Annotated in this window: 11 protein-coding genes; 7 read left to right on the top strand and 4 right to left on the bottom strand. The window is 53.5% G+C overall.

All coding sequences use genetic code 11. From position 1 onward, the window contains the following. Positions 1-153 precede the first annotated feature (153 nt). Entirely contained in the window at positions 154-1,002 is an 849-nt protein-coding gene (gene purU, locus GF111_RS24670; protein ID WP_047730553.1) for a formyltetrahydrofolate deformylase, read from the bottom strand. A 68-nt stretch (positions 1,003-1,070) separates the two neighbouring features. Beyond that, entirely contained in the window at positions 1,071-1,535 is a 465-nt protein-coding gene (locus GF111_RS24675) for a YchJ family protein (protein WP_038877235.1), read from the bottom strand. Between the two features lie 117 nt (positions 1,536-1,652). Between GF111_RS24675 and rssA the strand changes: the two genes are divergently transcribed. The 5 genes from rssA to GF111_RS24700 all read left to right on the top strand — a co-directional run bounded on the left by rssA (position 1,653) and on the right by GF111_RS24700 (position 7,210). Continuing rightward, entirely contained in the window at positions 1,653-2,555 is a 903-nt protein-coding gene (gene rssA / locus GF111_RS24680; RefSeq protein WP_047730554.1) for a patatin-like phospholipase RssA, read from the top strand. Between the two features lie 103 nt (positions 2,556-2,658). Further along, positions 2,659-3,672, top strand: a complete 1,014-nt coding sequence (gene rssB / locus GF111_RS24685; RefSeq protein ID WP_147190651.1) for a two-component system response regulator RssB — start codon at positions 2,659-2,661, stop codon at positions 3,670-3,672. A 213-nt stretch (positions 3,673-3,885) separates the two neighbouring features. Then, positions 3,886-4,803, top strand: a complete 918-nt coding sequence (galU, locus tag GF111_RS24690; protein ID WP_038877241.1) for a UTP--glucose-1-phosphate uridylyltransferase GalU — start codon at positions 3,886-3,888, stop codon at positions 4,801-4,803. A 43-nt stretch (positions 4,804-4,846) separates the two neighbouring features. Then, positions 4,847-6,190, top strand: a complete 1,344-nt coding sequence (locus tag GF111_RS24695; RefSeq protein ID WP_038877243.1) for a UDP-glucose/GDP-mannose dehydrogenase family protein — start codon at positions 4,847-4,849, stop codon at positions 6,188-6,190. A gap of 9 nt (positions 6,191-6,199) precedes the next feature. Beyond that, positions 6,200-7,210, top strand: coding sequence for an NAD-dependent epimerase (locus GF111_RS24700; protein ID WP_038877245.1), 1,011 nt, complete (start codon positions 6,200-6,202; stop codon positions 7,208-7,210). A gap of 181 nt (positions 7,211-7,391) precedes the next feature. On the opposite strand, the gene hns is transcribed toward GF111_RS24700, so the two are convergent. Further along, positions 7,392-7,799 carry a histone-like nucleoid-structuring protein H-NS gene (gene hns / locus GF111_RS24705; protein WP_004932170.1) on the bottom strand — a complete coding sequence of 136 codons (408 nt, stop codon included), beginning with the start codon at positions 7,797-7,799 and terminating at the stop codon, positions 7,392-7,394. A 702-nt stretch (positions 7,800-8,501) separates the two neighbouring features. Here hns and GF111_RS24710 point away from each other — a divergent pair. Then, complete coding sequence (locus GF111_RS24710) at positions 8,502-9,086, top strand: thymidine kinase (RefSeq protein WP_038877247.1); 585 nt, start codon at positions 8,502-8,504, stop codon at positions 9,084-9,086. A 118-nt stretch (positions 9,087-9,204) separates the two neighbouring features. Here the strand turns inward: GF111_RS24710 and adhE are convergent, their stop codons facing one another. Further along, entirely contained in the window at positions 9,205-11,877 is a 2,673-nt protein-coding gene (adhE, locus tag GF111_RS24715; protein ID WP_038877249.1) for a bifunctional acetaldehyde-CoA/alcohol dehydrogenase, read from the bottom strand. A 531-nt stretch (positions 11,878-12,408) separates the two neighbouring features. On the opposite strand from adhE, the gene GF111_RS24720 reads away from it, so the two are divergent. Beyond that, entirely contained in the window at positions 12,409-13,053 is a 645-nt protein-coding gene (locus tag GF111_RS24720; protein WP_015378089.1) for a YchE family NAAT transporter, read from the top strand. The last annotated feature ends 594 nt before the right edge of the window (positions 13,054-13,647 follow it).

The raw sequence follows: 13,647 nt of genomic DNA on the forward strand, positions 1-13,647 counted from the left end.
CCTTGCTTGCGAGAGCGCTGTCTCGGTAAGCGGGGCGCATCATATCAAATGAAGCGGATGTGTAAAGCATTGAAATGCAGAAAATGAATCGTTTGCCGTTTTTTTATTCTTGACGGTGCATCCCTGAACGAAATGCACCGATTTATTGAGCGATTACAGAATAACGGTGCGGTTGCCATAGACGAAGACGCGCTGTGCCAGCACCTGATACAGCGCGCGGCTGAGCACATTTTTCTCTACGTCGCGCCCGGCGCGCATCATATCCTCGGCGGAATAGGTGTGATCGACGTGGATCACGTCCTGCATGATGATCGGGCCTTCGTCGAGATTGTCGTTAACATAGTGGGCGGTGGCGCCGATGATTTTTACCCCGCGCTCATAGGCCTGGTGGTAAGGGCGCGCGCCGATAAACGCCGGCAGGAACGAATGGTGAATGTTGATCACCTGATTCGGATAATGCTGCACGAAGGCCGGGGTTAGCACGCGCATATATTTGGCCAGCACCACGTAATCCGGCTGATATTGATCGATCTGGGCCGTCATTTCTCGGTCGTGCTGTTCACGCGTCAAGCCTTCGTGGCTCACCAGATGGAAAGGAATATCGAAACGTTCCACGAGCGATTGCAGCGTGTCGTGGTTGCCGATCACGGCGGCGATTTCAACGTCGAGGCCGCCATAGGCGCTTTTCATCAACAGATCGCCCAGGCAGTGGGCCTCTTTGGTGACCAGCACCACGATGCGGCGGCGTCCGGTGCTGTGCAGCTCGCGCAGCGAACCTTCCGGCAGCGCGCTGTCCAGATCGGCCAGCAGCGTGTTGTCGTTGAAAATGCCTTCCAGCTCGGTACGCATGAAGAAACGCCCGGTGCGGTGATCGACGAACTCATTATTCTGAACGATATTGAGTTCGTGCTTGTAACAGATGTTGGTGATCTTGGCGATCAGCCCTTTGGCGTCCGGGCAGATGGTGCGTAACACTTTCCGTTGTACATTTTGGTGTGGCATGGGTTTGAGGATCCTGTCTGATACTGAACGGCCTGTCTGCGCAGGCGTAAACGTGAAGCGCCGGCCGGCTAGCGCCCGCAGCACTTCTTGTATTTTTTCCCTGAGCCACAGGGACAAATCGCATTTCTGCCGGGCTGGGGTTTGGTGCCGTCGATATAATACCAACGTTGATCGCGACGAAGGAAGCGCGAGCGCTCATGCATCGCCTGCGGTTCGCCGCTTTCGCCGTCGGTAAAACGTGCGATGAATTCGACGAAGCCTTCGTCCGGCTCATGACCGGCTTTCTCTTCCACGATCGTCAGGCCCAGCCATTCGGTATTTTTAAAGCTGTCGACGATCGCATTGCGCCAGGCCTCGGCACCGCAGTCGGGGTGCCAGGTAGCGATCAGATAATCGACGTTATGATTCACGTAGGCGGTGAAGCGTGAACGCATCAGCTGGCCGGGCGTCGGCGCCGGTTGGTTGCCGCTGATAAAAGGGGCACAGCACGCGTTATACGCCAGTCCGCTGCCGCATGGGCATGATTCGGGCAAAATAACTCCTGAGAAGACGAGGCAGAAAATGAATTTAGCGCATATGTTACCTAACAATATTCGTCAGTGACAATCTACCCTGAAAGCAGATACCCCTGTTACCGAGAGGATGGCGCTATGCGGCAAATCAAGATCGGACTGGCGCTGGGAGCTGGCTCGGCTAAAGGCTGGGCGCACATCGGCGTGATCAATGCGTTAAAGAAACTGGGAATTGAGGTCGATATCGTTGCCGGCTGCTCTGTCGGTGCGTTAGTGGGCGCGGCGTTCGCCAGCCATCGCCTGCCGGCGATGGAGCAGTGGGTGCGGTCGTTCAGCTATTGGGACGTGATTCGTCTGATGGACTTTTCCTGGCAGCGTGGTGGCTTGTTACGCGGCGATCGCGTGTTTAACGCCGTCGGACAGCTGTTGAAGATCAACGATATTGCCGAATGCGCGCTGAAGTTCGGCGCCGTGACGACCAATCTCAGCACCGGCCGCGAACTGTGGCTGACCGAAGGCGATATTCATCAGGCGGTGCGCGCTTCCTGCAGCATGCCTGGCCTGTTGGCGCCGGTGTGGGCCGACGGCTATTGGCTGGTGGATGGCGCGGTGGTCAATCCGGTGCCGGTGTCCCTTTGCCGGGCGCTGGGGGCCGATATCGTCATCGCGGTCGATCTGCAGCATGACGCGCACCTGATGCAGCAGGATTTGTTCTCGGTACGCATTGAGGACGAGAGTTCGGACGATGCGCCTGCCGATACCTGGCGCGGGCGTCTGAGAGAACGCGTCGGCAGAATGCGACAGCGTAAACCGACGACGGCGCCGACGGCGATGGAGATTATGGGCACCTCGATTCAGATGCTGGAAAATCGCCTGAAGCGTAACCGGATGGCGAGCGATCCGCCGGACGTGTTGATCCAACCTTTCTGCCCGCAAATCTCGACGCTGGATTTCCACCGCGCCGATGAAGCGATCGAGGCAGGGTTACTGGCGGTGGAAAAACAACTGGATCGGTTGTTGCCGTTGATAAAAAATAGATAATTCTCGGTTCTCGGTTGGCAATGCGCGGTCGGTCTGATTCAGACGAGCATAAGTGACCTTTTTGAGCCACTATTACACTATGGAAAGGGACGAGGCTCGGCTGATGGCATTACCACTCACTCACAAACGCATCTTGATCGTTGAGGACGAACAGGTTTTTCGTTCCGTGCTGGTCGGTTATTTGACCTCGCTGGGCGCTGAAACCGGCGAGGCGAACAACGGTTTGCAGGCGCTGAGTGCCGTCGATGACTTCAAGCCCGATCTGATTCTGTGCGATCTCGCGATGCCGGAAATGGGCGGTATCGAATTCGTTGAGCACCTGCGTTTGCAGGGGGGGCAGATCCCGGTGCTGGTGATCTCGGCCACCGACAAGATGGCCGACATTGCCAAGGTGTTGCGCTTGGGCGTACAGGATGTCCTGCTGAAGCCCCTGACCGATCTCAATCGCCTGCGTGAAGCGGTGCTGGCGTGTTTATACCCCAATATGTTCACCTCTCAGGCGATTGAAGAAGTTGAGCTGTTTCAGGATTGGGATGCGCTGAGCAAAAACCCTTCAGAAGCCGTCAAACTGCTTAAACAACTGCAACCGCCGGTACAGCAGACCATTGCACATTGCCGGATCAACTATCGGCAGTTAACCACGGGTGAAAATCCCGGCCTGGTGCTGGATATTGCCGCGTTGTCAGAAAAAGACCTGGCATTCTACTGCCTGGACGTCACGCGCGCCGGCGATAATGGCGTATTGGCGGCATTGCTGTTGCGCGCATTATTTAATGGGTTGCTGCAAGACCATCTGGCTAATCAACAACATCGTCTGCCGCAAATGTCAGCATTGTTAAAGCAGGTTAATCAATTATTGCGGCAGGGGAAATTAGATGGCCAATTCCCACTGTTGCTGGGATATTATCACGCCGAAAATAAGAACCTGATTCTGGTCTCCGCCGGGCTGCATGCCAACGTCAATACCGGGGATAATCAAATTCAGCTGAGCAACGGCGTACCGCTGGGGACGCTGGGGGCGACCTACATGAACCAGATCAGTCAACGTTGCACCGCCTGGCAATGTCAGGTGTGGGGCAGCGGGGGCCGATTGCGGCTGATGCTGAGCGCTGAATAACGGGCCCCGAGCGGCGAGATCTTAAGCTATTCACTTATCGGCAATTAAACCGTTTATTTATTCTCCCGATTATCAGAACGGGTAATAGTCCTAAATGTTTTCTATTTGTGTTCTGGCTAATGCTCGGCACGCATAAGCTGGTATACTCCGAAGGTTTTTTTATATCGAGCCCAAGCTCATAAAATGAGCGCTTTAGCTTTAAGAGAGGAAATAATGCCTGCTGTAAATCGCAAAGTCAGAAAAGCCGTGATCCCGGTTGCAGGCTTGGGTACGCGGATGTTACCGGCCACCAAAGCCATTCCAAAAGAAATGCTGCCGCTGGTTGATAAACCGCTGATCCAATACGTCGTCAATGAGTGCATTGCGGCAGGGATTAACGAGATTGTGCTGGTCACTCACTCCTCCAAAAACTCGATCGAAAACCACTTTGATACCAGTTTCGAACTGGAAGCGATGCTGGAAAAACGCGTCAAGCGCCAATTGCTGGATGAAGTACAGTCGATCTGCCCGAAAGGCGTTACCGTGATGCAAGTCCGCCAGGGGAATGCTAAAGGCCTGGGACACGCTATCATGTGCGCCTACCCGATGGTGGGCGATGAGCCGGTCGCCGTGGTGTTGCCGGACGTGATCCTCGACGAATATAGCGCCGATCCGAGAAAAGACAACCTGCACGACATGCTGCAGCGCTTCGAAGCCACCGGCGTCAGCCAGATCATGGTTGAACCCGTGCCGCACAAGGATGTCGGAAACTACGGCGTAGCCGACTGCAAGGGCGTCGATCTGCAACCTGGTGAAAGCGCGCCGATGGTCAGCGTGGTCGAGAAGCCGTCGCCGGATAAAGCGCCTTCCAACCTGGCGATTGTCGGTCGTTACGTGCTGTCCGCCGATATTTGGCCGCTGTTGGCGAAAACGCCTCCAGGCGCCGGCGACGAAATTCAGCTGACTGACAGCATCGAAATGTTGATGCAGCAGGAAACGGTGGAAGCGTATCACCTGAAAGGCGTGAGCCATGATTGTGGCAACAAACTGGGTTACATGCAGGCATTTGTGGAATACGGCATGCGCCATGCCAGCCTCGGTAAAGAATTTTCTCAGTGGCTGCAACAGGTTGTTGCCGCTGACAAGAAATAATTGAGTGATCTTTCGTCTTAATTTGAAAAACTAGGATTTTCACATGAAAGTAACAGTTTTTGGTATTGGTTATGTGGGTCTGGTGCAGGCCGCCGTGCTGGCTGAAGTTGGCCATGACGTTATGTGCATTGACGTCGATGAGCGAAAAGTCGAAAACCTGAAAAAAGGAAATATCCCGATTTTTGAACCGGGCCTGACGCCGCTGGTGCAGCAAAACTATGAGGCCGGCCGTCTGCATTTCACTACCGATGCCAAAGCGGGCGTGGCGCACGGGAATATCCAGTTCATCGCCGTCGGTACGCCGCCGGATGAAGACGGTTCCGCTGACCTGAAATATGTCACTGCGGTTGCGCGCACCATCGCCGAGCACATGACCGATCGTAAAGTGGTGATCGACAAGTCCACCGTTCCGGTCGGCACGGCGGACAAAGTGCGTCAGGTGATGGCGGAAACGCTGGCGAAACGCGGCAGCAGTGTGCCGTTCGACGTGGTGTCTAACCCGGAATTCCTGAAGGAAGGTGCGGCGGTAGCAGACTGTATGCGCCCTGAGCGCATCGTTATCGGTACCGATAATAAAGATGTGATCGAACCTATTCGCGAACTGTACGAGCCGTTTAACCGCAATCACGATCGTATGATCATGATGGATATCCGTAGCGCAGAGCTGACCAAGTATGCCGCTAACTGCATGCTGGCGACCAAGATCAGCTTTATGAACGAAATGTCCAACCTGGCGGAAATGCTGGGGGCGGACATTGAGAAAGTGCGTCAGGGCATCGGTTCCGACTCACGCATCGGTTATCACTTCATCTACCCTGGCTGCGGCTACGGTGGTTCTTGCTTCCCGAAAGATGTCCAGGCGTTGATCCGCACGGCGGAGCAGATCGGTTACCAACCGAAGCTGCTGCAGGCGGTTGAGCAGGTCAACTACCAACAGAAAGACAAGCTGAACAGCTTTATCAAAGACTACTTCGGCAGCGATCTGAAGGGCAAAACCTTCGCGCTGTGGGGCCTGGCGTTCAAGCCGAATACCGATGACATGCGTGAAGCGTCCAGCCGCGTGCTGATGGAACAGCTGTGGGCTGCCGGCGCCACCGTTCAAGCCTACGATCCGGAAGCGATGAACGAAGTCCAACGCATCTATGGCCAGCGTGACGACTTGAAGCTGATGGGTACCAAAGAGGCTGCGCTGCACGGCGCCGATGCTCTGGTGATCTGCACCGAATGGCAGAATTTCCGCGCACCGGACTTCGACGTGATCAAAAGTGAACTGAAACAGCCGGTGATCTTCGATGGACGTAACCTGTACGATCCGGAGCGTTTGGAGAATCGCGGCTTTACCTACTACGCGATTGGCCGCGGCGCCTCGATTAAACCGGTTATTTAAGGAGTGGGCATGAAATTCCTGGTTACAGGCGCCGCAGGATTTATTGGCTATCACGTTGCAGAGCGTTTGTTGACCGCCGGTCATCAGGTTGTCGGCATTGATAACCTGAACGACTATTATGACGTGGGCCTGAAAACGGCCCGTCTGGACAGACTGGCGGATAAGCCGGGATTCCGCTTTATCAAGCTGGATTTGGCCGATCGTGAAGGGATGGCGGCACTGTTCGCCGAGCATCAGTTCCAACGAGTCATTCATTTGGGGGCTCAAGCCGGCGTACGTTATTCGCTGGTCAATCCGTTGGCTTATGCGGATGCTAACCTGATCGGCCATTTAAACGTTCTGGAAGGCTGCCGTCATAATAAAGTCGAGCATTTGCTCTACGCCTCTTCCAGTTCGGTATATGGCCTGAATCGCAAGCTGCCGTTTGCGACCGAAGATTCGGTTGATCATCCGGTGTCATTGTATGCGGCAACGAAAAAGGCCAATGAGCTGATGGCACACAGCTACTCCCATTTATACGGTCTCCCGACGACGGGGCTGCGATTCTTTACCGTATATGGCCCTTGGGGGCGTCCGGATATGGCGCTGTTCAAATTCACCAAGGCCATATTGGCGGGGGAGAGCATCGATGTATATAACCACGGTGAAATGCACCGTGACTTTACTTACATTGATGATATCGCTGAGGCGATTGTACGGCTGCAGGCGGTTATTCCGCAGGCGGATCCGTCATGGACCGTTGAACAGGGATCGCCGGCGACCAGTTCCGCACCGTATCATGTTTATAATATCGGCAATAACACGCCTGTTAAACTGATGGAATATATCCGTGCGTTGGAGCAGGCATTGGGGGTGACCGCCCGTAAGAATATGCTGCCGATGCAGCCTGGCGACGTGATGGATACCAGCGCAGATACGGAAGAGCTTTATCGTGACATTGGTTTTAAACCGGAAACCAGCGTTGAAGAGGGCGTGAAGCGCTTCGTTGACTGGTATAAGGCATTCTACCAGGTTCAATAATTGAACGTGGGTAAATGCGATAAAGGGGGCCTTAGGGGCCCTTTTTTTTCACTGAAATTTCATGATCGAAGGAAAAGCGAATTAGGATATTTACTAAAAGGATAGGGGGGGTACAGAACGATAAGCTTTAAAATGAAAAGGCCCCCCGCAGGGAGCCTTTCTGATACGGACTGAATCGCTATTACAGCAGGAAATCGTCCAGAGATTTACCTTGCTCTTCGATAGCTTTCTTAATCACCGCAGGAGTACGGCCTTGGCCGGTCCAGGTTTTCAGCTCGCCGTTTTCGTCTTTATATTGGTATTTAGCAGGACGTGCTGCACGTTTTGCTTTACCGGCAGCCTTGTTGGCAGCCATGGTTTGCAGCAGTTCATTCGGGTCGATACCGTCAGCAATCAGCATTTCGCGGTATTGCTGCAGCTTACGAGTGCGTTCTTCGATTTCTGCTTGAGCCTGGCTGTCTTCTTCGCGACGTTCGTTCACAACAACTTCCAGTTTCTCGAGCATTTCTTCCAGCGTTTCCAGAGTGCATTCTCTTGCCTGGGCGCGCAGGGTGCGGATGTTGTTCAAAATCTTTAATGCTTCGCTCATTGTCCTAGTCTCAAATTATATTGGTGGGGGGCGTCTCGATAATAATAGAGTGCTCTTTTCTTTTCTGCAATAGCCAAATTGACTTGAATACTCAAATTTACCTTTAAAGAAACCGTTAATCGGATCAGTCCGACAAATAATAGGAAGGTCTGTTAACTATTACCTTCATCGAGCTTAAGTCAAAATTTCAGCAGACAGGCTTTAAAGGGCGCGTGTCGCAAGGCTTTCATCGATAAGTTATCGCCGTAATTTATATCAATATTACAATGGGTTCTGTGGGCTTAATCACGCCATGGCAAGGCAGACATTGTAAACAATAGGGGTATATAGGTAAAGATTGCGTCAGGTAACGTCGGGGCATCGGCGAAGGCGATTAAATGCCCGTTATTGGCCTCACGTATAATAGACAGGCGTTCCGCCGCAGCTACGGCGCCTGCGGAGGGGAAAGGGCAGCTATGCATTAATGGGCAAATGCCTGGGGCTAACCATTAGCAAGAATTAATAGTGATGACAGGCATACATTATCCTGTAAATAGCTGTAAAAAGAACATGCCGACAGAACGATATGTTTCGCTTGAAAGCGCATTATTACGGCGAACGCAATATTCGTTCGCTTTGGGCTGAGCCGGGGGGCGGGTTATGGTACACTCACCGTCCTAATCAACATTTGAATATTTCTTATACCATCGGAGTGGCGGGGCCATGGCTCAACTTTATTTTTATTACTCTGCGATGAATGCCGGCAAGTCTACCGCGCTGCTACAGTCTTCATATAACTATCAAGAGCGTGGTATGCGCACGCTGGTGTTCACCGCGGAGATCGATCACCGCTATGGTGTAGGCAAAGTCAGCTCGCGCATCGGGTTATCTTCGCAGGCCCAGCTCTATAACAACGACTCAATGCTTTTCGCCATGATTCAGCAAGAGCATCAGCAGCAGCAGGTGCATTGTGTGCTGCTCGATGAAAGCCAGTTCCTGACCAAAGCGCAGGTTGAGCAATTGTGCGATGTGGTGGACCAACTGGACATTCCCGTATTGTGTTACGGCCTGCGCACCGATTTTCTCGGTGAGTTGTTTACCGGTAGCCAATATTTGCTGGCCTGGGCCGATAAGCTGGTGGAATTGAAAACCATCTGTCACTGCGGGCGCAAAGCCAATATGGTGCTGCGACTGGACGAGAATGGCAAAGCGATGCATGCCGGCGAACAGGTGGTGATAGGCGGTAACGAGAGCTATGTCTCCGTCTGCCGCAAGCATTATAAAGAGGCGATTCACTCCCTGGATTAGGAGTGAAAACGCCGTCAGAGCCCGCTGAAGCGTTTTGGCGGCGTGAGTCGAAATGCAGCGCCTCAGGCGCAATAAAAAACCCGCCGTTGGCGGGTTTTTTTATCGGTTCACGGAACCGTTATTTCTTGGGCTTCTTTACCGCGGTTTTGGCGGCAGCCGGAGCGGCCGCTTCCTCTTCTACCGCTTCGCTGAATTCGCGGCCGTAGAAGGTATCCAGCATGATTTGCTTCAGCTCGGCAATCAGCGGATAGCGTGGGTTGGCGCCGGTACATTGGTCGTCGAATGCGTCTTCCGACAGCTTGTCGACTTTCGCCAGGAAGTCCGCTTCCTGCACACCCGCCTCACGGATGGAGGTTGGGATGCCCAACTCGGTTTTCAGCTCGTCCAGCCAGGCCAGCAGTTTCTCAATCTTCTGCGCAGTGCGGTCGCCCGGTGCGCTCAGGCCGAGGTGGTCGGCGATTTCAGCGTAGCGGCGGCGCGCCTGAGGGCGGTCGTACTGGCTGAAGGCCGTCTGCTTGGTCGGGTTGTCGTTCGCGTTGTAGCGAATGACGTTGGAAATCAGCATCGCGTTGGCCAGGCCGTGCGGAATGTGGAACTCCGAACCCAGCTTGTGCGCCATGGAGTGACAGACCCCGAGGAAGGCGTTGGCGAAGGCGATACCGGCGATGGTGGCGGCGTTGTGCACGCGTTCACGGGCAACCGGATTTTTCGCGCCTTCTTTATAGCTGGCCGGCAGATACTCTTTCAACAGTTTCAGCGCTTGCAACGCCTGGCCGTCGGAGTATTCGTTCGCCAGCACCGAAACGTAGGCTTCCAGCGCGTGGGTGACCGCATCCAGACCGCCGAAGGCGCACAGGGATTTCGGCATGTTCATCACCAGGTTGGCATCGACAATTGCCATGTCCGGGGTCAGCGCATAGTCGGCCAACGGGTATTTCTGTCCGGTGGTGTCGTCGGTTACGACGGCAAACGGCGTGACTTCCGAACCGGTGCCTGACGTGGTAGTGATGGCGATCATTTTCGCTTTCACGCCCATTTTCGGGAACTTGTAGATACGCTTACGGATGTCCATGAAGCGCAGCGCCAGATCCTCGAAGTGGGTTTCAGGGTGTTCGTACAGCACCCACATGATTTTCGCGGCGTCCATCGGCGAACCGCCGCCCAGCGCGATGATGACGTCCGGTTTGAAGGAGTTCATCTGCTCTGCGCCTTTGCGCACGATGCTCAGCGTCGGATCGGCTTCCACTTCGAAGAACACTTCGGTTTCGATGCCGTGAGACTTCAGAACTTTGGTGATCTGGTCGGCATAGCCGTTGTTGAACAGGAAGCGGTCGGTCACGATGAAGGCGCGTTTTGCCCCGTCGGTCGCCACTTCTTCCAGCGCGATAGGCAGCGAGCCCCGGCGGAAGTAGATCGATTTCGGAAGTTTATGCCACAACATGTTTTCTGCTCGCTTCGCTACAGTTTTCTTGTTGATCAGGTGTTTAGGTCCGACGTTCTCAGAGATGGAGTTACCACCCCAGGAGCCGCAACCCAGCGTCAGCGAAGGCGCGAGTTTGAAGTTATACAGGTCGCCGATACCGCCCTGAGAAGCCGGGGTGTTGATCAGGATACGAGCCGTTTTCATTTTATCGCCGAAGTAGGCGATGCGAGCCGTTTGGTTATCCTGGTCGGTGTACAGGCAGGAGGTGTGGCCGATACCGCCCATGGCGACCAGTTTTTCAGCTTTGGCGACGGCGTCTTCGAAGTCTTTGGCCCGGTACATCGCCAGGGTAGGCGACAGTTTTTCATGGGCGAAAGGCTCGGACTCGTCGACCAGCTTCACTTCGCCGATCAGCACTTTGGTGTTGGCCGGCACTTTGATGCCTGCCATCTCGGCGATTTTCGGTGCGGATTGCCCCACGATGGCCGCGTTCAGACCGCCGTTTTTCAGGATGATGTCCTGAACCGCTTTCAGTTCTTTACCCTGCAGCAGATAGCCGCCGTGGGAAGCGAAGCGTTCGCGTACCGCATCATAAATAGAGTCGACGACGATAACCGACTGTTCGGAAGCGCAGATAACGCCGCTGTCGAAGGTTTTGGACATCAGGATAGAGGCGACCACGCGCTTGATGTCTGCGGTTTCGTCTACCACGACCGGGGTATTACCGGCACCGACGCCGATGGCAGGCTTGCCGGAGCTGTAGGCTGCCTTCACCATGCCCGGGCCACCGGTGGCCAGGATCAGGTTGATGTCCGGGTGGTGCATCAGCTGGTTGGACAGCTCGACGGTCGGTTGGTCGATCCAACCGATGATGTCTTTTGGCGCGCCGGCGGCGATAGCGGCTTGCAGCACGATATCGGCGGCTTTATTGGTGGCATTCTTCGCACGCGGGTGCGGCGAGAAGATGATGCCGTTACGGGTTTTCAGGCTGATCAGCGCTTTGAAGATCGCGGTAGAAGTTGGGTTGGTGGTAGGAACGATACCGCAAATCAAGCCGATAGGTTCGGCGATGGTGATGGTACCGAAGGTGTCATCTTCAGACAGGATGCCACAGGTTTTTTCGTCTTTATAGGCGTTGTAGATGTACTCGGAAGCGAAGTGGTTTTTGATCACTTTGTCTTCGACGATACCCATTCCGGATTCTTCCACGGCCATTTTGGCCAACGGGATACGGGCATCAGCAGCGGCGAGGGCGGCAGCGCGGAAGATTTTATCCACTTGCTCTTGAGTGAAGTTGGCATATTCGCGCTGGGCTTTTTTGACACGTGCGACAAGCTCGTTCAGTTCAGCGACATTCGTTACAGCCATAATGCTCTCCTGATAATGTTAAACTCTTTCAGTAAATAAGCCGTGCGAGCCACTAGTATAGCCATAACGGGAATAAACGGTGATGAGAATACCGGGGCTTTCCCACGTTATTTCTTCGCATGCTGCTGATTTGCTTAAAGAGCTTTACCCTACGCTAGCCGGAGGGGCAGACCGTGAGGAGAACGGAATCGGCGATGTGGCCACCCACTTTGTTCTACTCCCTGCCTACGACTAAGAGCTTACCCACTGTTGGGTAGTTGATTTGTGATCTAAATCATGAAAACTGCAAGCTGACACCTTTCAGCTTGCTGGTGTTGGGAATCATTCTTGATAACTGTGAGCAATGACTCTTTTTTCAACATAAAAAATCAAAAGGCCATACATCACTTTAACAAAGGACATTTGTTTCGCTGTATAACTTGCTGACAGTCAAAAATGCTGCTCTGGCCGGATGGATTACCCGCGGCAATTCCATTACATTAGCGCGCATAGGCAGCACACCTTTTTATAGTACTTAACGCGGAGCCATCTGTGGGCCAATCTCTGTTGGATCTTTCCGGCTTTATCAAGTTCTTTGTCGGTCTGTTTGCACTGGTCAACCCGGTGGGCATTTTGCCGGTGTTCATCAGCATGACCAGTTACCAGGCGGAAGCAGGGCGCAATAAAACCAACCTGACCGCCAACCTGTCGGTCGCCATCATTCTGTGGACCTCGCTGTTCCTGGGGGAAGGGATCCTGCGGATGTTCGGCATCTCTATCGATTCGTTCCGCATCGCCGGCGGGATTCTGGTGGTGACCATCGCCATGTCGATGATCAGCGGCAAGCTGGGGGAAGACAAACAGAACAAACAGGAGAAGTCGGAGAGCGCGATCCGCGAAAGCATCGGCGTGGTGCCGTTAGCGCTGCCGCTGATGGCGGGGCCCGGGGCGATCAGTTCCACTATCGTGTGGAGCTCCCGTTATCACAACTGGCAAAGCCTGCTCGGTTTTACGGTCGCTATCGCCTTGTTCGCCTTTTGCTGCTGGCTGTTGTTCCGTGCCGCGCCGCTGTTGGTGCGTTTGCTGGGGCAGACCGGCATCAACGTGATCACCCGTATCATGGGGCTGCTGCTGATGGCGCTCGGCATCGAGTTTATCGTTACCGGCATTAAGGCGATATTCCCCGGCCTGTTGTAATACGCCTTGTTTAGCCGCGCACCTTTCGCGTTAGCGCGGCTAAAATTAATTTTAAAGTTTAAATTATTTATTGGCTCGCATTATTATAGTGCACAGGATGAATAAAATTTATGCGGTTGCACTCTTATGTTGCATAAATCTCATGTTGTTGCTCAAAAAAAACGCTAAGCGTTATTTCAATCACTTTTCCTCCCCCATTTCTGCCCATTTCGCCCCCGCTAAACGGTCACGCTGTTGTTAAATTAGTCACATCATTCTGTGGGGCTTGTCTCACTTTCATCCAGGTGTTATTAGTGATTAACCGCACATAGGCAGGTGTTTGTTCTTTGAATGGTTGGATTGTTAACTGAATGTTTCTTTTTGCGGCGATGAGATCGTGCTGATGGTTTCAATTGAAATGAATTTGGTTTTTTTGTCTTTAAAATCATGCTGATGATCTCGATTTTTCCTGCCTTCTATCCTGGAGGCCGGATTGGGCTTCGTGCGATAAAAGAGAATTGCTTAACATTTTCGTAAAATTTATTGGCTATGGAATTTGGCTTCTGCTAATTTCCGAGCAACTTTCCCGTGGTCAATTAACTGAAATGCGCCACA

This window comes from Serratia sp. HRI (assembly GCF_010119335.3).
GTDB classification, from domain to species: Bacteria; Pseudomonadota; Gammaproteobacteria; order Enterobacterales; family Enterobacteriaceae; genus Serratia; species Serratia nevei.